Raw genomic sequence first — 26,499 nt, 5'->3', positions numbered from 1 at the left:
GCCGGACGGCCCGCGCAGCGGATCGCATGCCCTACCCGCAGAGCCAGTTCATAAGGAGATGCACCATGCCAGGCCTTCTTCGAGGCGTCGCCCGTACAGCGGTGATCGCCGGAACCGCCACCTCGGTCTCCAACCGGGTCTCCCGACGGCAGGCGGGCCGCTGGGCGCGCCAGGACGCCGAGCAGGCGCAGGCCCAGCAGGCCGCCGCGGCGCCCCCGCCCCCGGCTGCCACGTCCCTCGCGCCGGAGGACGAGATGAGCAACAAGATCGCTCAGCTCAAGGACCTCGGCGACCTCAAGAGCCAGGGAGTGCTGAGCGAGAGCGAGTTCGAGGCACAGAAGGCCAGGATCCTGGCCTCCTGACCGGCCGGGCCGTGCGGCCCCGCCTTGCGCACCCGGCTCATGTGCGCTTGTCGTCCCAGGGCGTGCCCAGCCAGCTGTCGAAGGTACGGATCAGCGCGCTCAGCGCGGCTGCGAGCCGCCAGTCGACCCATGGCGCGTGGACATGGATCTCGTCGTCGTCCGAGAGGAACTCCAGCGGAACCTCCCGGCCGGCCCGCCAGATGATGCGCCGCGGCCCGCGTGCCACATCGCCCCCGCCGCTCAGGAGACTGCCCACACCGATCGCGACCTGGATCGGGAACAGCAGCCACCACACGTACCACCAGAAGATCCGGCCCTTGAGGCCGACCGCCTCCGGGCAGCCCGCCTGGGCGACCGTCCAGCGGGTCCGCAGCCCCTTGCCGGAGAGGGCCTTCTCCCGGACGAGCGTGCCGATGAGCTCGCCCTGCGCGCCCAGTACCCGGTACGTGGCGACGCCGTCGGCCGCGGACGCGGTGACCAGGGTGGCCAGCCGGGCCCGGCGCTCGGGGTCGGCCCACAGGACCAGGGAACGCGCACCCGTCCTGCGGGCCGCGAGATACGCCGGTATCCCGCCCTCCGGCAGTTCGCGCTCCACATGGGCGACCACCCGGGACGCGCCGCCGGGCGCGTCGGCGAACTCGATGACATGGCCGACGGGCGAGATCTCCACGCCGACCGGCTTCAAGGTCAGCACGCTGCTCACCAGTGAACTCCTCCGCTGTGTGCTGCCAGGACGTCGCACAGCGGACGGACGTCCTGAGAAGATCGATCCGTGGAAACCGCCGAGCCCTTCCCCGAGCCCATCTCCGCAACCGGCACCGAGCCCTCGCCCGAGGACGACCCGGCCGGCCGCCCTGCCCGGCGACAAGTGGTGCGCTGCCGCATGTGCGGCCGCTCGCTCACCGGTACGGAATCACGCCGCACCGGCCTCGGCCCCGCCTGCGACGCCAAACTCCACCCCGCGCCGCCGGACATCCGCACCCGCCGCCACGAGGTCGAGCAGGACCCGCTGCCCGGCATCTGATCCGGGCAGCGGACTATTCGCCGAGACGGCGGAACAGCCCCTCCTGCACCACGGAAACCAGCAGATTGCCGCCGCGGTCGTAGATCCGGCCACGTGCCAGCCCCCGTCCGCCGGTGGCGACCGGCGACTCCTGGTCGTACAGGAACCACTCGTCGGCCCGGAACGGCCGGTGGAACCACATCGCGTGGTCCAGCGACGCCACGGCCGGCCCTCGTCGGTGGTCCGGCCGGCCGCGACCAGCGCCTGCCCGCCGAAGACCCGTTGCTGGGACTCCTGCGGGCTGCGCCCACGGAAGATGTTGACCTCGATCCGCTCCAGGTCGAGCAGATCGACCAGGCGCTCGGCGGGATTCGTCATGCCGTTCGTCCCCCACTCTCCCAGCGACGCCGCCCCCACGGCGTTACGCCCTCACAGCTGACCGACAGAGGTCACGCGGACCACGGCCCGGCCCTCCTCGTCGGAAGCGGCCAGGTCGATCTCCGCGCTGATGCCCCAGTCGTGGTCGCCGTTCGGGTCGGCGAAGGTCTGCCGGACCCGCCACAGACCGTGCGCCGCGTCCTCGTCGATCTTCAGCAGCTTCGGGCCGCGGGCGTCCGGACCGGTGCCCAGGTCGTCGTACTCGTCCCAGTAGGCGTCCATCGCCTCGCCCCACGCGTCCTCGTCCCAGCCCGCGTCGCCGTCCAGCTCACCGAGCTCACCGACCTTGTCCAGAGCGGCCAGCTCCACCCGGCGGAACATCGCGTTGCGCACCAGCACCCGGAAGGCACGGGCGTTGGCCGTGACCGGCTTCACCTCGTCGGCCCGCTCCTGCGCCTCCTCGGCGGTCTCCACCTCCGGGTTGGCCAGCTGCTCCCACTCGTCCAGCAGACTGGAGTCCACCTGGCGGACCATCTCACCCAGCCAGGCGATCAGGTCCTCCAGGTCCTCGGACTTGAGGTCGTCCGGGATGGTGTGCTCCAGCGCCTTGTACGCACTGGCGAGATAGCGCAGCACAATGCCCTCGGTACGGGCCAGCTCGTAGTTGGAGGTGAACTCCGTGAACGTCATGGCGCGTTCGTACATGTCACGGATCACGGACTTCGGCGAGACGGGGTGGTCGCCCACCCACGGGTGGCTCCTGCGGTAGACGTCGTACGCGTGCCACAGCAGCTCGCTCAGCGGCTTCGGGTATGTGACCTCCTGGAGCAGCTCCATCCGCTCTTCGTACTCGACGCCGTCCGCCTTCATCTGCCCGACGGCCTCACCGCGTGCCTTGTTCTGCTGCGCGGCGAGGATCTGCCGGGGGTCGTCGAGCGTCGACTCGACGACGGAGACCATGTCCAGGGCGTACGAGGGGGAGTCCTGGTCCAGCAGGTCGAACGCGGCCAGCGCGAAGGTGGACAGCGGCTGATTGAGCGCGAAGTCCTGCTGGAGATCGACGGTGAGCCGGACGATCCGGCCCTCCGCGTCCGGCTCGTCGAGCTGCTCCACGACACCGCCGTCCAGCAGCGAACGGTAGATCGCGATGGCCCGGCGGATGTGCCGCAGCTGCGCCCGGCGCGGCTCGTGGTTGTCCTCCAGCAGACGCCGCATCGCCTCGAATGCATTGCCCGGACGCGCGATCACGGACAGCAGCATGGTGTGCGTGACCCGGAAACGGGAGGTCAGGGGCTCCGGGTCGGACTGGATCAGCTTGTCGAAGGTGGTCTCCGACCAGGCGACGAAGCCCTCGGGGGCCTTCTTGCGGACCACCTTGCGCTTCTTCTTCGGGTCGTCGCCCGCCTTCCTGACCGCCTTCTCGTTCTCGATGACGTGCTCGGGCGCCTGCGCCACGACGAAGCCCGCCGTGTCGAAGCCGGCCCGGCCCGCACGGCCGGCGATCTGGTGGAACTCCCGGGCGCGCAGCGTACGGACGCGGGTGCCGTCGTACTTGGTGAGCGCCGTGAACAGCACGGTGCGGATGGGGACGTTGACGCCGACGCCGAGGGTGTCCGTACCGCAGATCACCTTCAGCAGACCGGCCTGGGCGAGCTTCTCCACCAGGCGCCGGTATTTCGGCAGCATGCCCGCGTGATGCACGCCGATGCCGTGCCGTACATAACGGGAGAGGTTCTGGCCGAACTTGGTGGTGAAGCGGAAGTTGCCGATCAGGTCGGCGATCTTCTCCTTCTCCTCCTTCGTGCACATGTTGATGCTCATCAGCGACTGCGCCCGCTCGACGGCCGCGGCCTGGGTGAAGTGCACGATGTAGACGGGCGACTGCCTGGTGTCCAGGAGTTCGGTGAGGGTCTCGGTGATCGGGGTCAGCCGGTACTCGTAGCTGAGCGGGACCGGCCGGGTCGCGGAGCGCACCACGGAGGTGGGGCGGCCGGTACGGCGGGTCAGATCCTCCTCGAACATCCGGACGTCACCGAGCGTGGCCGACATCAGGACGAACTGCGCCTGCGGCAGTTCCAGCAGCGGGATCTGCCAGGCCCAGCCGCGGTCCGGCTCGGCGTAGAAGTGGAACTCGTCCATCACGACCTGGCCGATGTCGGCGTACTTGCCGTCACGCAGCGCGATGGAGGCCAGCACCTCGGCCGTGCAGCAGATCACCGGGGCGTCGGCGTTGACCGAGGCGTCGCCGGTGAGCATGCCGACGTTCTCCGTACCGAACAGCTTGCACAGGTCGAAGAACTTCTCCGAGACCAGAGCCTTGATCGGCGCGGTGTAGAAGGTGACCTTGTCCTGGGCCAGCGCGGTGAAGTGCGCACCGGCCGCGACCAGGCTCTTTCCGGAACCGGTCGGGGTGGAAAGGATCACATTCGCGCCGGAGACCACTTCGATCAGCGCCTCCTCCTGGGCCGGATAGAGGGTGATGCCCCGCGTCTCGGTCCATGACGAGAAAGCCTCGAAGAGGTCGTCGGGGTCGTCGGTCGGGGGCAGCTGATCGATAAGGGTCACGCCCCCATCTTGCCTGCCTTCCGCCCGGATGAGGGAACCGGACGACAGTATGAAGATCACGGGCGATACGCTTCCCACTCAACTCGGCCGTGCCGTGACGGCAATGGCAGCGATACGACTCCGGGGGCGGGAAGAACCATGATGGGACCGGCACACTCTCTGTCAGGGGCGGCGGCCTGGCTGGGGGTGGGTGCGGCGGCGGCGGCCGCCGGCCACGCGATGCCGTGGCCCGTCCTCGTGGTCGGGGCGCTGATCACCGCCGGAGCCGCGCTGGCCCCGGACCTGGACCACAAGTCCGCGACCATCTCGCGCGCCTTCGGGCCGGTGTCCCGGGGGCTCTGCGAGATCGTCGACAAGCTCTCGCACGCCGTCTACAAGGCGACCAGGATGCGGGGCGACTCACACCGCAACGGCGGCCACCGCACCCTGACGCACACCTGGGTCTGGGCCGTCCTGATCGGCGCGGGGGCCTCCGCCGCGGCGGTCACCGGCGGCCGGTGGGCGGTCCTGGCGATCCTCTTCGTCCATCTGGTGCTCGCCGTCGAAGGGCTGCTGTGGCGGGCCGCCCGGGTGTCCAGCGACGTCCTGGTCTGGCTGCTCGGCGCGACCAGCGCCTGGATACTGGCCGGCGTCCTGGACGAACCCGGCAACGGCTCGGACTGGCTGTTCACCGCCCCCGGCCAGGAGTATCTGTGGCTCGGGCTGCCGATCGTGCTCGGCGCCCTCGTCCACGACATCGGCGACGCGCTGACCGTCTCCGGCTGCCCGATCCTGTGGCCCATCCCGATCGGCCGCAAGCGCTGGTACCCGGTCGGCCCGCCGAAGGCCATGCGGTTCCGGGCCGGGAGCTGGGTGGAGCTGAAGGTGCTCATGCCGGCGTTCATGGTGCTCGGGGGAGTGAGCGGAGCGGCCGCGTTGAACTTCATCTGACGGCGCACCGCCCTGGGCCGCCCGAGGCCCGGGCCGTCCCAGGGCTGTCCGTATCGCGCCGAGGCCGCGATGCGAACGGCCGGGCCGGGCCTTGGCAGGGCCCGTGCCCGGCCGGCCGCTCAGGCCTTCTCGGGGTTCTCCGAGTCCATGCCGGAGCGGGCCTTCTTCCACTCACCGCGGGTGAAGTCCGGGATCTGCTGCGGCGCACCCTTCGCCCGGATGGACAGGTGACTGAGCGGCACGGGGGACGTCCAGGTCGCCGCGTCGTACACGTCGAAGTCGGGGACGAGGCCGAGACGCATGCACTGCATCAGCCGGAACACCAGCATGTAGTCCATGCCGCCGTGACCGCCCGGCGGATTGGCGTGTTCCTTCCAGAGCCAGTGGTCCCACTCCTGGTACTCGGAGAAGTCGCCCCAGTTGTCGTTGGTGTGGTCGGGCTCGATGTAGATCCGGGCGGGGTAGTCCTCGAAGACGCCCTTCGTGCCGCCGAGGCTGTTGATCCGCGAGTACGGATGCGGGGTGGACACGTCGTGTTCCAGCCGGATGACCCGTCCCTTGGCGGTCTGGACGAGACTGATCGTCCGGTCGGACTCGATATAGGTCTCCTTCCAGCTCGGGTCGCCGGCCGGCATGTTCTTCTTGCGGTACTCGGCGAGTCCGAGGGACGGGGAACCGACGCTGGTGATGCTCACCGCACGGTCTCCGCGGTTGATGTCCATGTAGTTGGCGACCGGGCCGAACCCGTGGTTGGGGTAGAGGTCGCCCCGCAGCCTGGTGTGCCAGAGCCTGCGCCAGGGGCCTTCGTAGTAGTCAGGGTCGAACATCAGGCCACGCAGATCATGGTTGTACGCGCCGGCGCCGTGCAGCAGGTCACCGAAGAGACCGGCATGCGCCATGCGCAGCACCCGCATCTCGTTCCGCCCGTAACAGCAGTTCTCCAGCTGCATGCAGTGGCGCCTGGTGCGCTCGGACAGGTCGACCAGCTCCCAGAGCTGGTCGAGCTGGAGGGCGATCGGACACTCCACACCGACATGCTTGCCGTTCAGCATGGCGGTCTTCGCCATCTGGAAGTGGAAGTCCCACGGCGTCGCCACATAGACGAAGTCGATGTCTCCGCGCTTGCAGAGGTTCTCGTAGTCGTCCTCACCGTTGGTGTAGACGGCAGGTGCCGGCTGACCCGCGGCGGTCACCTTCGCGGCGGCCCGCTGGGCCTTCGCCTTGACCGGGTCGCAGACGGCGACGACCTGTACGCCGCTGACGGCGAGAAAGAGATCGATCATGCTGCCGCCGCGGTTGCCGAGCCCGACGATGCCGACCCGGACCGTGGAGCGCCGGTCGAAGGGGACCCCCACCATGGTCCGGCCCTGGCGCTTCGGAGTCTGCGCCTGGTCCGCGGCGGCCTCCGGGCCCCGGCCGGTGGCGGCGTACGCGGTGGAGCTGCCGAGGGCGCCGAGCCCGAGCCCGGCGCCGGCCACCGAGGCGGTCGTCCAGAGCACCGAGCGGCGGCTCATGGAGCCCTCGTCGCCGCCCTGCGTACCGTCGTTCTGCTGTGCTGCGTCGTTCATCGATCCTCCGTGAAGGGGGTCTGACGTGCGCGGCTGGTGAATGAACCTCGGTAAGGACCTTGGTAGTTGGGTCTGCCGTTGCGCAAGGGGAGCGATTGGACTCCCGTTTCGAAACCATGGACTTTCGTGGTTGCGCGAAAACGCCGGGCGGGCTCGAAGATCTCGAGCCCGCCCGGCGATCCAGGGCGACTACGGGGGCCGGCGGCCCTCGTGATCAGCGCACAACAGCCCCCGGCCGGGTGGCCCGTTCCAGTTCGATCAGCACCGAGTAGTACGAGTGGCCCGTCGCCCGGTCCATGCCGATCTCGCACATCCGGTTGGCCGAGAGATAGGCGTCGTACTTGCGCCCGTTCACCTCGGCGGCCTCCTTCGCCGTCGCCGAGGCCGTCAACTCCTTGTGCAGCATGCCCCGGTCGCCCGCGAAGGCACAGCAGCCGGCGTCGTCAGGGATCACGACCTCCTCGGCACAGGCCTCCGCGACCGTACGCAACTGCTGCACATCGTCCAGATGCTGCATGGAGCACGTCGGATGCAGGACCGCCGAACCGGTCCTCCGGAGGACCGTCAGCTCCGGAAGCAGCTCGTCGGCCGCCCAGACCAGGGAGTCGACGATGGTCAGCTCCCGGTGCAGCTCCCGGTTGTCGTCGGTGAGATACGGCACCACCTCATGGGCGATGCCCAGGGTGCACGACGAGGCGTCGACGACCAGCGGGAGCTTTCCGCCGGCCGTCCAGCCCCAGGCCGCCTCCACGATGCGGTTGGCCATCACGGTGTTGCCCTCGTCGTACCCCTTGGAGTGCCAGATCGTCGCGCAGCAGGTTCCCGCGACATCCTCCGGAATCCATACCGGCTTTCCGGCGCGGGCGGAGACGGCGACGACGGCCTGCGGCAGCGATGGACCGCGATGGCCCTCGGGGCCGCCGAAGATGCGGTTCACACACGCCGGGTAGTAGACCGCGCTCGCCCCGACACGGGAGGTGCGGGGCAGCTTGCGGGCGGCGGCGCCGGGGATCTCCGGAAGCCACTCGGGCACCAGGTCGGGGCGCACGGCCTTGCGGGCGAGAGAGGTGATGGTCTCCAGCGGTCCGTCGCCGAGCCGGTCGCCGATCCGGTCGGCCGCGGCCACCGCGAGCCGCGCCGCCGCCTCCACCGCCTTGAAGTTCTTCGCCGTGAGCGCCGCGATCCGCTCCTCGCGCTGCGAGTGCCGCCGGTGGCGGAAGTCCTTCATCATCGCGCCGGTGTCGATGCCCACCGGGCAGGCGAGCTTGCACGTCGAGTCGCCCGCACAGGTGTCGACGGCGTCGTAGCCGTAGGCGTCGAGCAGTTGCGTCTCCACCGGGGAGCCGCCGGGCTGCCGCATCATCTCCCGGCGCAGCACGATCCGCTGGCGCGGGGACGTGGTCAGGTCGTGGCTGGGGCAGGTGGGCTCGCAGAAACCGCACTCGATGCAGGGGTCGGCGACCGCCTCGACCTCGGGGATGGTCTTGAGCCCGCGCAGATGGGCTTTCGGATCGCGATCGAGGACGATCCTGGGGGCCAGGACGCCGTCGGGGTCGATGATCTGCTTGATGCGCCACATCAACTCGGTCGCCCTGGGGCCCCACTCCAGCTCCAGGAAGGGGGCGATATTGCGGCCGGTGGCGTGCTCGGCCTTCAGCGAGCCGTCGAAACGCTTTACCGTCAGCCGGCAGAAGTCGTCCATGAACGCGGCGTAGCGGTCGACGTCGGACGGCTTCGCCGCGTCGAAGGCGAGCAGGAAGTGGAGGTTGCCGTGTGCCGCGTGACCCGCCACGGCGGCGTCGAAGCCGTGTTCCGCCTGGAGCGAGAGCAGGGCTGCGCAGGCTTCTGCCAGCCGGGAGGGCGGCACCGCGAAGTCCTCCGTGATCAGAGTCGTACCCGAGGGGCGGGAGCCGCCGACCGCGGTGACGAATGCCTTGCGGGCCTTCCAGTAACCGGAGATGACCTTGGCGTCGCGGGTGAACCCATTGGTCACCGAGGGGACGGGCGCGACCAGTTCGAGCTCCTCGACGACGGCCGCCGCCGCCCGCTCGTACGCCTCCTGGCCGTGCTCGTCCGGGGCCCGGAACTCCACCAGGAGTGCCGCGGTCTCCTTGGGCAGCTCGGCCCAGTCCGCCGGCACGCCCTGGACGCTCACCGAAGCGCGCAGCGTATTGCCGTCCATCAGCTCGACGGCGATCGCCCCCGCTTCGTTGAATCGGGGCACGGCGGCCGCTGCCGCGGTCAGTGACGGGAAGAACAGCAGGGCCGTGGAGATCCGGCGGTCCAGTGGCAGCGTGTCGAAGACGACCTCGGAGATGAAACCGAAGGTGCCCTCGGAACCGACCATCAGACCGCGCAGGATCTGGACCGGTGTCGAGCCGTCCAGGAAGGCGTCGAGGCGGTAGCCGTTGGTGTTCTTGATCTCGTACTTGGCGCGGATCCGGGCGGTGAGCGCGGCATCCGCCTCGATCTCCGCCTTCAGGGCCAGCAGCCCCTCGCACAGGCGCGGCTCGGCGCGGGCGAGGTCCTCGTCCGCGGCCGGGTCGGCCGTGTCGACGACGGTGCCGCTCGGCAGCACGAAGGTGAGGGAGGAGACCGTGCGGTACGAATTGCGGGTCGTGCCCGCCGTCATCCCCGAGGCGTTGTTGGCGACGACTCCGCCGATTGTGCAGGCGATGGCGCTGGCCGGGTCGGGGCCCAGCAGCCGGCCGTGCCGGGCGAGGGCGGCATTGGCCCGCACGACCGTCGTACCCGGCCGGATGCGGGCCTGCGCGCCGTCGTCCAGGACCTCGATGCCCGCCCAGTGGTGGCGGACGTCGACCAGGATGTCCTCGCCCTGGGCCTGGCCGTTCAGGCTGGTGCCGGCCGCCCGGAAGACGACCTCACGGCCCCTTCCGTGCGCGTACGACAGGACCGCCGAGATGTCGTCGATGTCCTCCGGGACCACGACGACCTGGGGGACGAAGCGGTAGGGGCTGGCGTCGGAGGCGTACTTCACCAGGTCGGACACCTTCCACAGCACCTTCTCCGGCCCGAGCAGGGCGATCAGGTCGCCGCGCAGCGGTTCGGGCGTGCCCGGAGCCTGCCGGTCGGGGACCCGGTCCACGGATGGCGTCCGCACCGCTTCGGGGCGGAGTGCTTCCGGCTTCGGCTCCAGCAGTGGCATGTCGAGGTCTCCTCGGCGGTTCGGTTCGGTACCACGGCGGCGGACGCGCGTCACCCGGCGGGGGCAGGCGTGTCCGTGCCGTGTTCTAACAGCGGCGCTCCGGCATTCCGTTGACCAGAGCGGACAGCAGCCCGCCGAGCACCTCGCGCTGATCGGCGGTCAGTGGGGCCAGGATCTCCTCTGCGGCGGCGCGTCGCGCGTCGCGCAGCGACCGGAGGGTGGCGAGGCCCTCCTCGGTGATCTCGATGCGGACCACCCGGCGGCTGTCCGGATCGGGGGCGCGACGCACCCGTCCGCTCGTCTCCAGGCCGTCGACCAGGGTGGTCACGGCGCGCGGGACGACGTCCAGACGCTGCGCGAGATCGGCCATCCGGGGCGGGCCGTCGTAATGCGCGACGGCCCGCAGCAGCCGGAACTGCGCGGGAGTGATGCCCATCGGCTCCAGCTGGCGGCTCTGGATCCGCTGGAGCCTGCGGGTCACCCGCAGCAGCTGCTCGGCGAGCACGCCGTCGACGTCGGAGGAGTCCATGGAGGGAACAATATCAGGACACCGTTCATTGTGAGCATAGGTAACAATGAGCTAGTCTCCCAAAAATCCGCTCGCTCGATTCGCTGCTCGAAGCCCTGCCGGACCCCGCTCGAGTCGCAGCCGCCGCACACCCGACGAAGGAGCCCATGAAACCCGACGCGATCAACTGGACACCCCCGCCGAAGGACGCGAACCGTCCACCCGCCGAGGTGCGCCGCATCCTGCGCCTCTTCCGTCCCTACCGAGGCCGGCTAGCGCTGGTCGGACTGCTCGTCGGCGCCTCGTCGCTGGTGTCGGTCGCCTCGCCCTTCCTGCTGCGCGAGATCCTGGACACCGCCATCCCCCAGGGGCGTACGGGGCTGCTGTCGCTGCTCGCCCTCGGCATGATCCTCACCGCCGTGACGAACAGCGTCTTCGGTGTCCTGCAGACCCTGATCTCCACCACGGTCGGCCAGCGGGTCATGCACGACCTGCGCACCGCCGTCTACGCCCAGTTGCAGCGGATGCCGCTCGCCTTCTTCACCCGGACCCGCACCGGCGAGGTCCAGTCCCGCATCGCCAACGACATCGGCGGCATGCAGGCGACCGTCACCTCCACCGCGACGTCACTGGTCTCCAATCTCACCGCAGTCGTCGCCACGGTCGTCGCCATGCTGGCGCTCGACTGGCGGCTCACCCTGGTCTCGCTCCTGCTGCTGCCGGTCTTCGTCTGGATCAGCCGCCGGGTCGGCCGCGAGCGCAAGAAGATCACCACCCGGCGCCAGAAGCAGATGGCCGCCATGGCGGCCACGGTCACCGAGTCGCTCTCCGTCAGCGGCATCCTGCTCGGCCGGACGATGGGCCGCGCGGACTCCCTCACCAAGGGCTTCGCCGAGGAGTCCGAGAAGCTCGTCGACCTCGAAGTGCGCTCCAGCATGGCCGGGCGGTGGCGGATGTCCACGATCGGCATCGTCATGGCCGCCATGCCCGCCGTCATCTACTGGGCGGCCGGCCTCGCCCTGCAGTCCGGCGGACCCGCCGTCTCCATCGGCACCCTCGTCGCTTTCGTCTCGCTCCAGCAGGGCCTCCTCCGGCCCGCCGTGAGCCTGCTCTCCACCGGGGTGGACATACAGACGTCCCTCGCCCTCTTCCAGCGGATCTTCGAGTACCTCGACCTCGACGTGGACATCGCCGAGCCCGAGAACCCGGTCCGGCTGGACACGATCCGCGGCGAGGTCCGCTTCGAGGACGTCGACTTCAGCTACGACGAGAAGAGCGGTCCGACCCTCAGCGGCATCGATGTGACCGTCCCGGCCGGCGGCAGCCTGGCGGTCGTCGGACCGACCGGATCCGGCAAGTCCACGCTCAGCTATCTGGTGCCCCGGCTCTACGACGTCACCGGCGGCCGGGTCACGCTCGACGGAGTCGATGTACGCGATCTGGATTTCGACACACTGGCGAGAGCCGTGGGCGTGGTCTCCCAGGAGACCTACCTCTTTCACGCCTCCGTCGCCGACAACCTGCGCTTCGCCAAGCCGGACGCGACCGACGCCGAGATCGAGGCGGCGGCCCGCGCGGCACAGATCCACGACCACATCGCCTCACTGCCCGACGGCTACGACACCCTTGTCGGCGAGCGCGGCTACCGTTTCTCCGGCGGTGAGAAGCAGCGCCTCGCGATCGCTCGCACGATTCTGCGCGACCCGCCCGTCCTGGTGCTCGACGAGGCGACGAGCGCCCTCGACACCCGTACGGAACTCGCCGTACAGGAAGCGATCGACGCGCTGTCCGAGGGGCGTACGACCATCACCATCGCGCACCGGCTCTCCACCGTCCGCGATGCCGACCAGATCGTCGTCCTGGACGGCGGCCGCACCGCCGAGCGCGGGAGCCACGAGGAACTGCTCCAACAGGACGGCCGCTATGCCGAGCTGGTCCGACGGGACACCCGACTGACCCCCGCGACAAGCTGATCGACGCGACCGGGCGGACCGTCGGGCCGTACACGCGGCGACGCCGCCGCTCCCGTGGGACGGGGAGCGACGGCGCCGGGCGGAGCAACGGTCAGATGAGCCAACCCACGAAGTGGACGATGCCGGCGAGCAGGTTGGTGATGACGTTCATTCGGTGTTTCTCCTTGTACGTGATGCATATGTGGGACAGCGCAGTTGCGGTCTGCAGCCCGCCGCTTGCGCCCTGTAATCATCCCGTGCCGCAGGGGAGTTGAGCAACGAAAAGCGGAACGATCACGCGTTCTAGCGAACATCCGATCGCTTGTTCGTGTGTTCCATTCGGGGAGTGCGGGGCCCGTGTCGTCGGGCCCCGGTTCCGGACGGCGGGATAGCGTGCCCGCATGGCGAACGAGTCCCCGGACACCCCGCCCCGTCGCAGGCTTCGCCCGATGCGGCGGGGCCGTCTGGTGCTGTTCATCGGCATCCTGCTCGTCCTGGTCGTGGCGGCGGCGGTGCTTGTGCCGCTGCTGACGAGGGGGCCGCAGGTCGAGCGGGCCCGCTCGCTCCTGATTCCCGAGGGGTGGCGGGCATCCCAGGTGTATGCGGCGGTCGACAAGGCCCTCGCGGCCGAGCCCGGGACCACCGAGAAGGCCGCCGGCGCGGCGGACCTGCCGCTCCCGGCCGCGGCGAAGGGCAATCCCGAGGGCTACCTCTTCCCTGCCACGTACCCCGTGACCTCCGGCACGACCCCGCAGAGCCTGCTCGAGTACATGGCCGACACCGCGGTCCAGCACTTCGATGCGGACCACATCGCCGAGGGTGCACGGCGCAACGGGGTCTCGGTGTACCAGACGGTGACGATCGCGAGCATCGTCCAGGCCGAGGCGGACACCGTGGCCGACATGGGCAAGGTCGCCAGAGTCGTCTACAACCGGCTGGACCGGGGCATGCCGCTCCAGATGGACTCCACGCTCAACTACGCGCTGAACCGCAGCACCCTGCACACCACCGAGGGCGACACGAAGATCGACAGCCCGTACAACAGCTATGAGCGCAAAGGGCTGCCGCCCACACCCATCGGGAACCCGGGGGAGCAGGCGATGACGGCGGCGATCAACCCCACTCCCGGAGCCTGGCTCTACTTCGTCACGGTCGCGCCCGGGGACACCCGCTTCACCAGCAGCTACACGGAACACCAGAAGAACGTCGAGGAGTTCAATCGCAACCAGCGCAGCGCGTCCGCCGGCTGAGCGCCCGCGCCGTCACACCACCGCGGGCGTGAGCGCCGCATCGGCCTCCACTGCCAGGTCCTGCCCGTCCAGCAGTCGGCCGATCGCGCGCACCGCGTCCCGCCCCGCCCGGTTGGCGCCGATCGTGCTGGCGGACGGCCCGTACCCGACGAGATGGATGCGCGCGTCCCGTACTGCCCGGGTGCCCTCGACCCGGATGCCGCCGCCCGGCTCGCGCAGCTTCAGGGGCGCGAGATGATCGATGGCGGCCCGGAATCCGGTGGCCCAGAGGATGACGTCCGCCTCGACCGTCCGGCCGTCGTCCCAGGCGACCCCGGCGGGCGTGATCCGGTCGAACATCGGCAGCCGGTCCAGCACGCCCGTCTCGCGGGCGCGCCGCACCGCGTCCGTCAGCGGCAATCCGGTCACACTCACCACGCTCTGCGGCGGCAGCCCGCGCCGTACCCGCTCCTCCACCAGTGCCACCGCGGCCCGCCCCCGGTCCGCGTCGAAGGGGCCGTCCCGGAAGACCGGCGGCCGTCGCGTCACCCAGTACGTCTCGGCCGCCACCTCGGCGATCTCCATCAGATGCTGCGTACCGGAGGCACCGCCGCCGACCACCACCACGCGCTGTCCGGCGAATGCGGCCGGACCCGGGTAGTTCGCGGTGTGCAGTTGGCGCCCCCGGAAGCTCTCCTGGCCCGGGTAGCGAGGCCAGAACGGCCGGCCCCAGGTGCCGGTGGCGTTGATCAGGGCACGGGTGGCGTACGCACCCTCGGAGGTCTCGACGAGCAGCCGCCCGTCGGCGCCCTCACGTACCGCGCTCACCTCGACGGGGCGGTGGACCCGCAGGCCGAAGGTGCGCTCGTACGCGGCGAAGTACGCGCCGATCACCTCGGAGGAGGGCCGGTCGTCGTCCGCTCCGGTGAGATCCATGCCGGGCAGGGAGTGCATGCCGTGGACCTTGCCGTACGTCAGCGAGGGCCAGCGGAACTGCCAGGCGCCGCCGGGGTGCGGGGCATGGTCCAGCACGACGAAGTCGCGATCGGGCTCCAGGCCGGTGCGGCGCAGATGGTAGGCGCCGGACAGTCCGGCCTGTCCGGCGCCGATCACGACGACATCGATCTTGCGTGCTGCGTCCACCCCAAAGTTGTTCACGCTTCTACTAACTCTGACGGGGTCGAGGATCTTCCCCGACCGACTGCGGCTTTTCCCACCGGCCCGCGCAGGTCGACGCGAAGACGCACCGCCCCACCCCGCGGGCCGACCGGTCACGGCCCTGCGGCGACCAGTAACGGTGCCCCGCCCGGTGCGGATACCGGCCGGCCGTTCGCGGCAGGTGCATTGAGCAGCGGCGAAGTGCACGAGCGGGGCAGAGGGGAAGCAGGGGGCGGGGCAGAGGGGAGGCAGGAGCTGCTGCCTCAGCCGGCTTCGCGTTCTCGACGGCATTGCCCTCGACACCCGGTTCCGTCAGCAGCCGGGGGCGCAGTGCGGCGAATCCGGAACTGCTCGCGCTGCGCGGCCGGTGCCAGGGCGACGGGCGGCTCGTACGCGAACGCTCCGTCCCGCATCACCGGCGTGCGGTCGGCCTGCGGCGGCGCCTCGTCCACATCGTTGGTGACCAGCAGTACAGCACCCGCGCCGCTGCCGGAGCCCGGCCGCCAGCCGCTGCGCCCTGATGCTGGTCAACACGTCGAGTGCGCCGAACGGTTCGTCGAGCAGCAGATCCGGCTCACTCACCAGCGCGCGGGCCGGTGAGGCGCGCTGTGCCTCACCGCCGGAGATCATCCTGGCCAAGCCCCGGCCCGCTCGCTGAGCCCGACCCCTTCCAACGCTCGCAAGGCAACCGACCGTTCGGGCCTTTCCGGCAGTCTCAGGAGAACTCCCGGACCTGGTACATCAGGAAGCCGGCGTGGCCCGACGGCGCACCGGAGCCAACGGGGCACAGCGCGCAGGTGAGGCGCTGAACGGAGCGATCCATCACGGAATCGGTTAATGGTGTCTCGGCAAGTGGAAGAGCGATCTCGCTTTACAGGCGAGAAGATGGGCGCATGCCCCACGCCTTCGCCACCACCGTTCTGCACATCACCACAGGAACGACGGAGACCGTCACCGATCTGACGGCCGACTGCGAGCGGTTCCTCACCCGGAACGCCGGTTCCAGGGACGGTCTCCTCAACATCTTCGTACCGCACGCGACCGCAGGCATCGCCGTCCTGGAAACCGGCTCCGGCAGCGACGACGATCTCCTGGCCACACTCCACACCCTGCTGCCCGCCGACGGCCGCTGGCAACACCGCCACGGCATCCCGGGCCACGGCCGCGACCACGTACTGCCCGCACTGGTCCCACCGCACGCGACGCTTCCGGTGATCGGGGGCCGACTGGAGCTGGGGACGTGGCAGTCGGTGTGCCTGGTCGACACGAATATGTCCAAAGACCACCGGCAGGTGCGTCTGAGCTTCCTCGCCTGACCGAGACGCTCCCGGGGGTGTGCCGCCGATTCTCCGCACCATGCGTGCGCGAACGGAGAGAAAATTGTGCGGTACGGACCCACACGTGATCGGGCGTCCCTATGACGGATGCGGCAAATACCTGCTCGGAGTGCGGCGGCTGTCGCGGGTGAAGCTGGTTGCATCATCCCCCGAACGCCAGCCGGGGCATCGAGCGGACCATACCTTGGCTGACCGGCTACGGCAGACTCCACCACCGCTACGAACGCCCCCGCACCCACCTCGCTGTCACCCTCTGCCACGACGTACGACGACTGCTGCAACTCTCAGCACAGGGCACCGGCTGGGGAGAAGAGGGCGCATCAGAGATCCGTAAGTGACGTATGGAATACGTCAGCGCTGCTTCTCCTCCGTACTCGGGCCGACGCAAGATCGGTCTCGGCCTCGGAACCGGGGCCGAGCGAACACCCGGGTGCGGAGGAAACCGCTGCCGGGGAAGGGAGTTGTCATGTCGTATTCCCAGGCCGTAGAGCCGTTGAAGCGTGCGGAGATCTCCAAGCGTGCTGCGCTGAGTGTGGCGGCGCTTGCCGTTGCCGGAGGGGCGCTCTTCGTGCCGTCCGTCGGAGATGCCGCCGCGTCCCCGACCTCGGACCAGAAGATCGAGGCCGGGTGCGGGGATTGCTACCCCGACGTCATCTGATCGGCTGACCGACGCACACACGAGTGCGCACAAGCGCGTCCGGGACCCGCCGGTGCTCACACCGGCGGGTCCGCTCGGAGAGGGACGGAAATGGACTGGCTGGAACGGTGCGTACCGAACGTGGAGCAGCTCCTGGGTACGTATTGGCGGAAGGAACCGGTGCTCCTGCGGCCGCAGGACCCGCCGTTGGAGGTGCTGACGCTCTCGGACATGGACGCGCTCCTCGACGCGGGGCTGCTGCGCGTTCCGTATGTCGGCCTGTACACCGCGCAGGGGAGCATCGCCGACGAGCGCTTCTGTCCGATGCGCGTCATCACCGGGAGCCCTGTCCAGGGGTACGTTGACGCGGCGGCGGTCCGACGACTGATCGATGAGGAACGGGCAACCCTGCAGTTCCGTTACATCGACCAATGGCATCCCCCGGTGCGTGAACTCACGAGGGGCGTTGCCGAGCGGCTTGGCCGGCTTGTCGAGGCGTTCTTCTTCCTGAGTCGTCCCGGCCGCCGGGGTCCGGTGCATCGGGACGACGGAGACCTGCTGGCGATCCAGCTCAGCGGGGCCAAGCACTGGCAGGTTTACGCGGGTCCGGCCGACGGCGACTGGGCGCCGGTCCGCGAGGAGAATCCGGGAGCGCCACTGCTGGACACGGTCCTTGAGGCCGGTGAAGTGTTGTACGTGCCGAGAGGCTTCGCGCACACCGCCACCGCCGTGGGCGACTCCTCGTCGGCTCATCTGACAGTGGTGGTGAGGGAAGCCGGCGCGGAGCATCTGCGTACCGCTCTGCTGACGAGGATCGTCGAAGGCCTGGCTCTGCCGGGCCGTCCCCTGGACGATGACGCCCTGCTCCGCACCGCAGCCGACCTCTTGGACCATCTCAGCGCGCGGCTCGACGCAGTCACCCCGGATGATGTCATCGGCCGGGCACGACCGCGTGCGTACAGCAACCGCCAGTCCGTCTGATCACGCCGACGGCATGGAACGTGGAGAGGCAACGATGGACCCGCTTGCGCAATTCGTGGACGACGAGCAGGCTTTTCATCACACCCTGTGGCGCCGCACACCCGCCGTACTGCATCCCGGCACACCCCTGATGGAGATGCTGACGGTCGCCGAGCTGGACAGGATCCTGGATGCAGGTCTTCTCACCATCCCTTACGCGACGCTCGTTCACGAGGATGGTCCTGTACCGGAGGAGCGATACTGTACCCCCCGAGTGGTCCTGGGCGGGATCGACAACCGCTACGTGGATGCCGGGGCGGTGCGCCGGCTGATCGGTGAGGAGGGTGCCACGCTCCTTCTGCGGTACGTCGACCAGTGGCACGCGGGGGTGCGGCAACTGGCAGACGGGCTCGCGGAGTGTTTTCAACGCCAGGTTGAGGCGTTCTTCTTTCTCACCCCGCCGGGGACGCAGGGCCGTCCCGTGCACCGCGACGACGCCGACGTGCTGGCTGTGCAGGTACACGGCTCGAAGCGGTGGCGTGTGTATCCGGGACCGCCCGGCGGGAACTGGCAGCCCGAGCGCGTGGACGGCGATCCGGGCGATGTGCTGTTGGACGTGGTTCTGGGTCAGGGCGAAGTCCTTTACGTACCAAGGGGGTTCGCGCATGTGGCCGAAGCCACCGGTGGGAGCGCTTCTGCTCACCTCTCGTTCACGGTCCGCGAGGCCGGCTCCGCCCACTTGTACGCCGTTCTTGAGGCACTCCTGCTGGACGGTGACGGACTGCCCGCCCGGCCCAACGATGATGCAGCATTGACCGGCGCCGCGAGCGACCTCGTCGCGCATTTTCGCCGCACGCTCAACGGCCTCACGCCGGGAGAGCTGGTACATCTGGCCCGGGGTGCGATGCGCCGCGAACAGCACACCACCGAGGGTTCGTTGAGCGCACTTCTGGGCTGACCTGGTTGTTGGGGCGAGGCGAGAGGGGAGGTGGAGGCGCCGGCCTGGACTCGGGAGCGCGGCCGGCCCATGATGAGGGCGACGAGACTCTCCGCGCTGGGCGCGTGTGTCCTCGCAGGTTCCGGTGCGGACGAGCGCCCGGTCGGCCTTGCCGCGCAGTGCGCGGCCGGCTCATCCGACGTGGACACGGGGGCGGCGGGCCCGGTCGGGTTCGGCTTCGCGGAGGACCTCGCGAGTGACGGGGGCGACCTCGCCCTGGCCGAAGAGGAAGAGGCGCAGGAGGTTGGTGAAGGGATTGCCCTCGGTCCACTCGAAGTAGATGCGGGTTGTGTCCGGTGAGGTCGCGGACGTGCAGGAGCAGGGCGGCCAGGGCGTTGGGGACGGAGGGCAGCCGCTCCAGCACCGCGATCGAGCCCTCGCCGTGCGGGCTCTTCTCGGCCACCCGTCGGTAGACCGGGAGTGCGCCCTCCAGCGTGACGATCACGAGCACGATGGTGCTACAGGGGACAGCAGTCCGGCCGCGAGCGTGGCGAAGCCCGGCTGATAGCCCAGTGTGGAGAAGTAGCCGACGCAGATCAGGCACATCGCCCGCCACCGCCGCTGCCCCTTGTCCGCGAACTCGGGCTTGGCGTGCGGCCCCCTGCTGGTGTCCGGCAATGCCGGACAGGCCTTCCGACATCCACGCGCGCAGGCGACCCGGCGGCTCGTGGGCGGGGGTGGCCATCGTTGTGCTTCTGACATGCGGCGAAGCGAACGGCGCAGGCCATCGAGGAGACGGCCGCATCAGCGTACGCACGGAACGATCCGCAGCCGAGGGCTTCCCGTACCGGGCGGAAACGTATCCGCGCCCACACGCTTCGTTCGACCTCCGAAGCGCGCGCATGCCCCGGTGAGGTCAGCGCGAATGCCCTGGACCCGGGCTCATGGGGCGGCGCGGGCATCTGTACCGGAGTCGCTGACGACGCCCCGTACAGGCGTTGTGGGCCCGGCGCGGACAACGGCCAGACATCCCGGCATCATGGCCGCCGGTGTCGTCGAGTGGAACGGCTTCGACGGGCGCACCATGGAAGGGCGCGAACACGGCAGGGGGGTGACCTGGGCAGGAGTCCGCCGGTGGCACGTGGACGGTTGCGGATCTACCTCGGGGCCGCCCCCGGGGTCGGGAAGACGTACGCCATGCTTGCCGAGGGGCAGCGGCTGCGTGCACGGGGTGCGGATGTGGTCGTCGGCTTCGTCGAGCCGCATGGTCGTCGGCCGACCGCGGCCATGGCCGACGGTCTGGAGACGGTGGCCCGCCGTACGCTGAGCCACCGCGGTGCGCTCTTCACCGAGATGGATCTCGACGCGGTGCTGGCCCGCCGCCCCCAGGTCGCACTGGTCGACGAGCTGGCCCACTCCAACGTTCCGGGAGCCCGCAATACCAAGCGGTGGCAGGACGTGGAGGAGCTCCTGGACGTCGGCGTCGATGTTGTCACCACGCTCAATGTCCAGCACCTGGAGTCCCTCAACGACGTGGTACGGCAGATCACGGGCGTCACGCAGCGGGAGACCCTGCCCGACGAGGTGGCCCGCCGGGCCGACCAGATCGAACTGGTCGACCTGCCACCGGAGGTGCTCCGCCGCCGCATGGTCCATGGCGACATCTATGCGCCGGACCGCATCGAGTCCGCCCTCACTCACTACTTCCGGGTCGGCAACCTCACCGCCCTGCGCGAGATCGCCTTGCTGTGGCTGGCCGACCGGGTGGAGGAAGGGCTGCAGCGCTACCGCGCGGAACACGGCATTGTCGCCCCCTGGGAGACCCGGGAGCGCATCCTGGTGTCCCTGAGCGGCGGACCGGAGGGCGAGACGCTGATCCGCCGTGCCGCGCGGATCAGCGCTCGCACCCCCGGAACCGAGTTGCTGGCCCTCCACGTGGTCCTGGAGGACGGACTCGCCGGCGTCGAACCGGCAGTACTGGACGCCCAGCGCACCCTTCTGGAGTCGCTCGGCGGCAGCTACCACCAGACCACGGGCGAGGATGTTGTCGATGCCCTGCTCCAGTTCGCCGAGGCAGAGAACGTCACCCAGATCGTGCTGGGCGCGAGCCGGCACGGTCGCCTTGCCTCCCTCCTGAGAGCAGGTGTGGGAGAGCGGACGATCAAGGGGTCCGGCCCCATCGACGTGCACATTGTCACCCACAGGGAGGCAGCGGGGTCTGCTGTGTTGAGGCTTCCGCATCCGAGCCGTGGCACGGGCCCAAGACGGTACTGGGCTGCGTTGGCCGGTGCCGTGGTGCTGCTGCCTGTACTGACGCTCCTGCTGACCTCGGTGCGCGGCCACCTCGACCTCGCCGGCGCCCTGGTCATCTATCTGCTCGCCGTCGTCGTGGTCGCCCTGGTCGGAGGGCTCTACCCCGCGCTGCTCGCGGCCATTGCCGCCGCCCTGCTCGCCGACTACTACTTCATCGCCCCGGTGCACTCGCTGGCCATCGAGCGCCCTGACGCGATTACCGCACTCGTCGTGTTCATTGCCACGGCCGCTCTCGTCGGCACGGCAGCGGGAACGGCTGCCCAGCGCACGCACCAAGCTGTACGTGCGACATCCGAGGCGAGGGCGTTGAGCCGCCTGGCTGCCGCCATGATGCGTGGCCAGGATCTGACGGCACTGGTGGAACAGATCCGGGAGAACTTCGGTCTCAGTGCGATCAGCCTGCTCGAAAGGGATCCGGAAGCATCTCCCGTGCCCCGCTGGTATGTGGTCGCCAGTGCCGGGGAGCGGCCGCCGGAAAAGCCCTATGAGGCGGATGTGGAGAGCCCCGTCGACGACGATCTCACGCTGGCCGTGCGCGGATCGGGACTGAGTACGGAGGACCGACGCGTCCTCGCTGCATGCGCCGCTGAACTGGGGCTGGCGCATGCTCGGGGGAGGATCGCCGGGTGTTCCGACGGCACGGACATCTTCGCCGACGCCGAACGGACCCGGGCGTCCCTGCTTCTCGCGGCAGGACGTGATCTGCGTGCTCCGCTGCACACGGCCGAAGAAGCGCTCGTACGTCTGAGGCGTCGAGGCTCCGGGGCGACTGTCCCGGAGGAGGCACAGTTGTTGGACTCTGCCCGCGCGGCGGTGCACCGTGCGGCGCAGTTGGTCACTGATCTCGACGATGTGAGTCGTCTGCACGCCGGGGCACTCGATCTCTACCTCCGCCCGGTCGACCTCAACGAGATGCTGGGCGCCGCCTTGGACGACCTGGGGCCCGGCGGCCACTCGATCATTCTGCGCCTGCCGGAACAGCTGCCCGACGTGATCGCCGACGCCGCTCTCCTCACCCGTGCTCTGACCGCCCTGGGGGCAGATGCATTGCGGCACAGCCCGTCGGACCGGCCCCCCGTCGTCACCGCCGAGGTCCAGGTCGGCCGCGTGCAGATTCGAGTGGAGGACGGCACGCCCGACCGGGGCCCGGAACTGAGCCCCGCGGCTTTTCGGGCTCTGGGTCCCAGGGCCGACAGCCTGGCTGTCCGGCTGTCGCGCGACTTGGCCGAGGCCATGGACGGGACCATGGAGACGGCCGCGGAGAGCTGCGGATTCTCGGTGATGCTCACTCTTCCGAGTTCCGCGCCCGGCGGCTCCGCGACATCCGGCCGCAACCAGTGAATCCACGCACTTCACGGTCATCCCATCGGCGCACAGGGCTGCAAAGCAATTCCGACGCCAACTGATATAGCGTCAGAAGTGGATCGATCTCGTATTCCGGATCAACTCCATAGGCCAGCCGGGAGGGTCTGAAAGTCCTGTCCCGCATGATTCTGCGAGGTTCTTCGCGCATGTCGGACATCGTGTACATCGGCCTCACGGTAGTGGTGTTCGCCCTTCTCGGCCTGGCCGCCAAGGGGGTCGGACGCCTGTGAGCGTGGAAAACGTCGTCGGCCTGGCCGTTGCCGCGTGCCTGGTGATCTACCTGGTCATCTGCCTGCTCTTCCCCGAGAAGTTCTAGGAGAAATCCCGGATGAACGACACCCTCGCGGGCTGGCTCCAGGTACTTGCCCTGGTGGTCGCGCTGGGTCTCTCATTCCGCCCGCTGGGCGGCTACATGGCCCGTGTCCTGACCACTGATCACCATTGGCGGGCTGAGCGCTTGATCTACCGGGCAGGCGGAGTGAACGGAGATGCCGACCAGAAGTGGTCGGTCTACCTGCGGAGCATCCTGGCCTTCTCGGTCGTATCGGTGCTGTTCCTGTACGCGTTCCTGCGCCTGCAGAACCATCTCCTGCTGTCCCTGGGAATGAAGCCGGTTTCCACGGACCAGTCGTTCAACACCGCGGCATCCTTCGTCACCAACACCAACTGGCAGTCGTATTCCGGTGAGTCGGCGATGGGGCATCTGGTCCAGATGGCGGGCCTCGCGGTGCAGAACTTCGTCTCCGCGGCCGTGGGTATCGCCGTCGTCGCCGCACTGATCCGGGGCTTCAACCGGAAGAAGACCGATCGCGTCGGGAATTTCTGGGTGGACCTGACACGGATTGTGCTTCGAGTTCTGCTGCCGCTGGCTTTCGTCTTCGCGATCGTTCTGGTGGCTGCCGGTACCGTTCAGAATTTTCACGGAATCCATGACATCACCACCATCGCGGGCGGGCACCAGGGCCTGACCGGAGGCCCAGTCGCCTCCCAGGAGTCCATCAAGGAACTGGGTACCAACGGCGGTGGTTTCTACAACGCGAACTCCGCGCACCCCTTCGAGAACCCCAACGCCTTCACCAACCTGATCGAGATCTACCTCATGCTGGTGCTCGCGTTCTCGCTCCCGCGGACTTTCGGGACGATGGTCGGTGACAACCGCCAGGGATATGCCATCGTCGCCGTGATGGCATTGATCTGGGGCGCGTCGGTCGCCATCGTCACCGCCAACGAGCTGCACAGCGTCAGCAGCACCGCCGGTCACGCGGCCGGCGGAATGATGGAGGGCAAGGAGACGCGGTTCGGGATCTGGGCCTCGACCCTGTTCGCTGTGTCCACCACCCTCACGTCGTGCGGAGCGGTCAACTCCTTCCACGACTCGTACACGCCGGGCGGCGGCGGAATGACGATCTTCAACATGATGCTGGGGGAGATCGCGCCGGGCGGCGCCGGATCCGGGCTCTACGGGATCCTGATCCTGGCAATCGTCGCGGTCTTCGTCGCCGGACTGATGGTCGGCCGGACACCCGAGTACCTGGGCAAGAAGCTCCGGAGCCGGGAGATGAAGTTCGCCTCCCTCTACATCCTGACCACGCCCGTAGTCGCACTGGTGGGCGCGGGCCTGGCGATGGCGCTCCCGGGGGAGAGGGCGGCCATGCTCAATTCCGGCCCGCACGGCTTCTCCGAGGTCCTGTACGCCTTCGCGTCGGCTGCGAACAACAACGGCTCGGCGTTCGCAGGGCTGAGCGCGAACACCGTCTGGTACAACACCACACTCGGTGTGGTCATGCTCGTCGGCCGGTTCCTGCCGATGGTGTTCGTCCTGGCGCTCGCCGGCTCGCTTGCACAGCAACAACCCGTTCCGGTCACCGCGGGCACCCTGCCCACTCACCGGCCGCAGTTCGTCGGGCTGTTGACCGCAGTGATCGTCATCGTTGTCGGTCTGACCTACTTCCCCGCGCTCGCGCTCGGACCCCTCGCGGAGGGCCTGCACTGATGCCCACGACCGTCACTCCCGCACCCACCCCGCCGGGCGCCGGACGTCAGCAGCACCGGGTCTCGGGCGGACTGCTCGATCCCAGGCAGCTTCTGACCTCCTTCCCCGACGCCCTGCGCAAGCTGGATCCGAGAGTGATGGTCCACAACCCTGTCATGTTCGTGGTGGAGGTCGGGGCGGTGCTGACCACGCTGTCGGCCATCAGAGCACCAAGTGTTTTCGCCTGGGTGATCACGGGGTGGCTCTGGCTGACATCCGTCTTTGCCAACCTCGCCGAAGCTGTGGCCGAGGGACGCGGCAAGGCCCAGGCGGAGACGCTCCGCCGGGCCAGGACGACGACGATGGCCCGTCGTCTCACCGACTGGCAGCCAGGCGCGACCGATGCCGCGGAGCAGGAGGTTCCGGGCGTCGTTCTCCGTCTGGGGGATCACGTCGTCGTCGAGGCCGGGCAGACCATCCCCGGCGACGGAGATGTGGTCGAGGGCATCGCCAGCGTCGACGAATCGGCCATCACGGGCGAGTCGGCACCGGTGATCCGCGAGTCGGGCGGCGACCGGTCAGCCGTCACGGGCGGTACCAAAGTGCTCTCGGACCGGATCGTCGTGAAGATCACCTCGAAGCCGGGGGAGACCTTCATCGACCGGATGATCGCACTCGTGGAGGGGGCCGCGCGGCAGAAGACGCCGAACGAGATCGCGCTCAACATCCTGCTGGCATCCCTCACGATCATCTTCCTGATCGCGGTGGCGACCCTGCAGCCCTTCGCCGTCTTCGCCGGGGCGGAGCAGACCATCGTCGTCCTTGTCTCCCTCGTGGTGGCCCTCATCCCCACGACGATCGGTGCGCTGCTCTCGGCGATCGGTATCGCGGGCATGGACCGGCTCGTGCAGCGCAACGTGCTGGCGATGTCCGGGCGTGCGGTGGAGGCCGCGGGCGACGTCAATACCCTCCTGCTCGACAAGACCGGCACCATCACCCTCGGCAACCGCCAGGCCGCCGAGTTCCTGCCGGTGAACGGAGTGAGTACCGAGGAACTCGCGGACGCCTCCCAGCTGTCGTCGATCGCCGACGAGACACCCGAGGGCCGCTCGATCGTCGTCCTCGCCAAGCGGCAGTACGCGCTACGCGGCCGTAGTGAAGGTGAACTGGCCCAGGCACGGTTCGTACCCTTCACCGCTCAGAGCCGGATGAGCGGTGTCGACCTCAACGATCCTCAGGAGAACCTGTCCTTGCGCAAGGGGGCGGCGACGGCAGTGATGCGCTGGGTCCGTGACAACGGCGGCCATCCCACGGCAGAGGTCGGCGGCATCGTCGACGGCATCTCCGCGAGCGGCGGCACCCCGCTGGTCGTCGGCGCGGTGACCCGGCACGGCGACGCGCCCGGCGCCCGCATCCTCGGTGTCATCCACCTCAAGGACGTCGTCAAGGAGGGCATGCGGGAGCGGTTCGACGAGCTGCGCCGGATGGGCATCAAGACGGTCATGATCACCGGCGACAACCCGCTGACCGCGAAGGCCATCGCCGAGGAGGCCGGTGTCGACGACTTCCTCGCCGAGGCCACGCCCGAGGACAAGATGGCTCTCATCAAGCGCGAGCAGGGGGGTGGCAAGCTCGTCGCGATGACCGGCGACGGCACCAACGACGCGCCGGCGCTCGCCCAGGCCGATGTCGGCGTAGCCATGAACACGGGAACCTCGGCCGCCAAGGAGGCCGGGAACATGGTGGACCTGGACTCCAACCCCACGAAGCTGATCGAGATCGTCGAGATCGGCAAGCAGCTCCTCATCACCCGCGGTGCCCTGACGACGTTCTCGATCGCCAACGACGTCGCGAAGTACTTCGCGATCATCCCCGCGATGTTCGCCGTGGTCTATCCCGGCCTGGACAAGCTCAACATCATGCGACTGCACAGCCCGATGTCGGCGATCGCCTCGGCGATCGTCTTCAACGCACTGATCATCGTCGCCCTGATTCCGCTGGCGCTGCGGGGCGTGCGCTACCGGCCGTCCTCCGCAGCGACACTGCTCAGCCGCAACATCTGGATGTACGGGCTCGGCGGGCTGGTACTGCCCTTCGTGGGCATCAAGCTGCTGGATCTCTTCATCCAGTTCATCCCCGGCCTGCGCTGACAGACGGCC

At 69.1% G+C, this 26,499-nt stretch carries 22 protein-coding genes and 2 pseudogenes; 15 read left to right on the top strand and 9 right to left on the bottom strand.

From position 1 onward, the window contains the following. The first annotated feature begins 65 nt into the window (after positions 1 to 65). Positions 66 to 362 (top strand): SHOCT domain-containing protein, encoded by a 297-nt coding sequence (locus tag ACWCQ6_RS08305; protein ID WP_451086711.1) that lies wholly within the window; start codon positions 66 to 68, stop codon positions 360 to 362. A 37-nt stretch (positions 363 to 399) separates the two neighbouring features. Here ACWCQ6_RS08305 and ACWCQ6_RS08300 read toward each other — a convergent pair whose 3' ends face one another. Beyond that, positions 400 to 1,065 carry a hypothetical protein gene (locus ACWCQ6_RS08300; protein WP_451086709.1) on the bottom strand — a complete coding sequence of 222 codons (666 nt, stop codon included), beginning with the start codon at positions 1,063 to 1,065 and terminating at the stop codon, positions 400 to 402. Positions 1,066 to 1,134: 69 nt separating this feature from the next. On the opposite strand from ACWCQ6_RS08300, the gene ACWCQ6_RS08295 reads away from it, so the two are divergent. Next, a complete protein-coding gene (locus ACWCQ6_RS08295; protein WP_451086707.1) occupies positions 1,135 to 1,386 on the top strand; it encodes a DUF6011 domain-containing protein in 252 nt (83 codons plus the stop codon). 13 nt (positions 1,387 to 1,399) lie between these two features. On the opposite strand, the gene ACWCQ6_RS08290 is transcribed toward ACWCQ6_RS08295, so the two are convergent. Both ACWCQ6_RS08290 and ACWCQ6_RS08285 read right to left on the bottom strand, forming a co-directional pair. Beyond that, entirely contained in the window at positions 1,400 to 1,759 is a 360-nt protein-coding gene (locus ACWCQ6_RS08290) for an acyl-CoA thioesterase (protein WP_451086705.1), read from the bottom strand. 35 nt (positions 1,760 to 1,794) lie between these two features. Next, positions 1,795 to 4,308 carry a DEAD/DEAH box helicase gene (locus ACWCQ6_RS08285; RefSeq protein ID WP_451086703.1) on the bottom strand — a complete coding sequence of 838 codons (2,514 nt, stop codon included), beginning with the start codon at positions 4,306 to 4,308 and terminating at the stop codon, positions 1,795 to 1,797. Between the two features lie 138 nt (positions 4,309 to 4,446). Here ACWCQ6_RS08285 and ACWCQ6_RS08280 point away from each other — a divergent pair, with 138 nt between their 5' ends. Further along, positions 4,447 to 5,238, top strand: coding sequence for a metal-dependent hydrolase (locus ACWCQ6_RS08280; RefSeq protein ID WP_451086701.1), 792 nt, complete (start codon positions 4,447 to 4,449; stop codon positions 5,236 to 5,238). A 119-nt stretch (positions 5,239 to 5,357) separates the two neighbouring features. On the opposite strand, the gene ACWCQ6_RS08275 is transcribed toward ACWCQ6_RS08280, so the two are convergent. The 3 genes from ACWCQ6_RS08275 to ACWCQ6_RS08265 form a co-directional block, all read right to left on the bottom strand. Continuing rightward, positions 5,358 to 6,806, bottom strand: coding sequence for a Gfo/Idh/MocA family protein (locus ACWCQ6_RS08275; protein WP_451086699.1), 1,449 nt, complete (start codon positions 6,804 to 6,806; stop codon positions 5,358 to 5,360). 214 nt (positions 6,807 to 7,020) lie between these two features. Beyond that, on the bottom strand, positions 7,021 to 9,972 hold the full coding sequence (locus ACWCQ6_RS08270) for an FAD-binding and (Fe-S)-binding domain-containing protein (RefSeq protein ID WP_451086697.1): 2,952 nt from the start codon (positions 9,970 to 9,972) through the stop codon (positions 7,021 to 7,023). Positions 9,973 to 10,057: 85 nt separating this feature from the next. Next, positions 10,058 to 10,501 carry a MarR family winged helix-turn-helix transcriptional regulator gene (locus tag ACWCQ6_RS08265; protein WP_451086695.1) on the bottom strand — a complete coding sequence of 148 codons (444 nt, stop codon included), beginning with the start codon at positions 10,499 to 10,501 and terminating at the stop codon, positions 10,058 to 10,060. A 146-nt stretch (positions 10,502 to 10,647) separates the two neighbouring features. On the opposite strand from ACWCQ6_RS08265, the gene ACWCQ6_RS08260 reads away from it, so the two are divergent. Both ACWCQ6_RS08260 and mltG read left to right on the top strand, forming a co-directional pair. Further along, complete coding sequence (locus ACWCQ6_RS08260; RefSeq protein ID WP_451086693.1) at positions 10,648 to 12,453, top strand: ABC transporter ATP-binding protein; 1,806 nt, start codon at positions 10,648 to 10,650, stop codon at positions 12,451 to 12,453. A 380-nt stretch (positions 12,454 to 12,833) separates the two neighbouring features. Further along, positions 12,834 to 13,682, top strand: coding sequence for an endolytic transglycosylase MltG (mltG, locus tag ACWCQ6_RS08255; RefSeq protein WP_451086691.1), 849 nt, complete (start codon positions 12,834 to 12,836; stop codon positions 13,680 to 13,682). A 12-nt stretch (positions 13,683 to 13,694) separates the two neighbouring features. Here mltG and ACWCQ6_RS08250 read toward each other — a convergent pair whose 3' ends face one another. Continuing rightward, positions 13,695 to 14,819, bottom strand: a complete 1,125-nt coding sequence (locus ACWCQ6_RS08250; RefSeq protein WP_451086689.1) for an NAD(P)-binding domain-containing protein — start codon at positions 14,817 to 14,819, stop codon at positions 13,695 to 13,697. 459 nt (positions 14,820 to 15,278) lie between these two features. On the opposite strand from ACWCQ6_RS08250, the gene ACWCQ6_RS08245 reads away from it, so the two are divergent. From ACWCQ6_RS08245 to ACWCQ6_RS08220, 6 genes are all read left to right on the top strand, one after another. Next, the gene (locus ACWCQ6_RS08245; protein ID WP_451086687.1) at positions 15,279 to 15,419 is read left to right on the top strand and encodes a hypothetical protein; all 141 of its coding nucleotides are present in this window, start codon (positions 15,279 to 15,281) and stop codon (positions 15,417 to 15,419) included. A 293-nt stretch (positions 15,420 to 15,712) separates the two neighbouring features. Continuing rightward, positions 15,713 to 16,135, top strand: a complete 423-nt coding sequence (locus ACWCQ6_RS08240; RefSeq protein ID WP_451086685.1) for a secondary thiamine-phosphate synthase enzyme YjbQ — start codon at positions 15,713 to 15,715, stop codon at positions 16,133 to 16,135. Between the two features lie 158 nt (positions 16,136 to 16,293). Further along, positions 16,294 to 16,494 carry a hypothetical protein gene (locus tag ACWCQ6_RS08235; protein WP_451086684.1) on the top strand — a complete coding sequence of 67 codons (201 nt, stop codon included), beginning with the start codon at positions 16,294 to 16,296 and terminating at the stop codon, positions 16,492 to 16,494. Positions 16,495 to 16,622: 128 nt separating this feature from the next. Continuing rightward, the gene (locus tag ACWCQ6_RS08230) at positions 16,623 to 16,814 is read left to right on the top strand and encodes a hypothetical protein (protein WP_451086682.1); all 192 of its coding nucleotides are present in this window, start codon (positions 16,623 to 16,625) and stop codon (positions 16,812 to 16,814) included. A 90-nt stretch (positions 16,815 to 16,904) separates the two neighbouring features. Then, a complete protein-coding gene (locus ACWCQ6_RS08225) occupies positions 16,905 to 17,774 on the top strand; it encodes a JmjC domain-containing protein (RefSeq protein ID WP_451086680.1) in 870 nt (289 codons plus the stop codon). Then, entirely contained in the window at positions 17,719 to 18,711 is a 993-nt protein-coding gene (locus tag ACWCQ6_RS08220; RefSeq protein WP_451086678.1) for a JmjC domain-containing protein, read from the top strand. The genes ACWCQ6_RS08225 and ACWCQ6_RS08220 overlap by 56 nt, the downstream gene beginning before the upstream one ends. A 171-nt stretch (positions 18,712 to 18,882) precedes the next feature. On the opposite strand, the pseudogene ACWCQ6_RS08215 reads toward ACWCQ6_RS08220, so the two are convergent. Continuing rightward, a pseudogene (locus ACWCQ6_RS08215) lies at positions 18,883 to 19,111 on the bottom strand (amino acid transporter); the annotation flags it as partial. Further along, positions 19,094 to 19,414: pseudogene (locus ACWCQ6_RS08210) on the bottom strand (amino acid transporter); the annotation flags it as partial. The pseudogenes ACWCQ6_RS08210 and ACWCQ6_RS08215, both read right to left, overlap by 18 nt. A gap of 410 nt (positions 19,415 to 19,824) precedes the next feature. On the opposite strand from ACWCQ6_RS08210, the gene ACWCQ6_RS08205 reads away from it, so the two are divergent. The 4 genes from ACWCQ6_RS08205 (at position 19,825) to kdpB (ending at position 26,490) form a co-directional block, all read left to right on the top strand. After that, positions 19,825 to 22,344 carry a DUF4118 domain-containing protein gene (locus ACWCQ6_RS08205; protein ID WP_451086677.1) on the top strand — a complete coding sequence of 840 codons (2,520 nt, stop codon included), beginning with the start codon at positions 19,825 to 19,827 and terminating at the stop codon, positions 22,342 to 22,344. 250 nt (positions 22,345 to 22,594) lie between these two features. Beyond that, positions 22,595 to 22,684: a K(+)-transporting ATPase subunit F gene (gene kdpF, locus ACWCQ6_RS08200; RefSeq protein ID WP_451086675.1), complete on the top strand. Its 90-nt coding sequence runs from the start codon at positions 22,595 to 22,597 to the stop codon at positions 22,682 to 22,684. Positions 22,685 to 22,696: 12 nt separating this feature from the next. Then, complete coding sequence (kdpA, locus tag ACWCQ6_RS08195) at positions 22,697 to 24,361, top strand: potassium-transporting ATPase subunit KdpA (RefSeq protein ID WP_451086673.1); 1,665 nt, start codon at positions 22,697 to 22,699, stop codon at positions 24,359 to 24,361. Continuing rightward, positions 24,361 to 26,490: a potassium-transporting ATPase subunit KdpB gene (gene kdpB / locus ACWCQ6_RS08190; RefSeq protein ID WP_451086671.1), complete on the top strand. Its 2,130-nt coding sequence runs from the start codon at positions 24,361 to 24,363 to the stop codon at positions 26,488 to 26,490. The genes kdpA and kdpB overlap by 1 nt, the downstream gene beginning before the upstream one ends. The last annotated feature ends 9 nt before the right edge of the window (positions 26,491 to 26,499 follow it).

The sequence above is a fragment of the Streptomyces sp. NPDC001880 genome (genome assembly GCF_053594575.1).
Note: the sequence above shows the minus strand (reverse complement) of the source record. Positions and strands in the feature narration are given on the sequence as shown.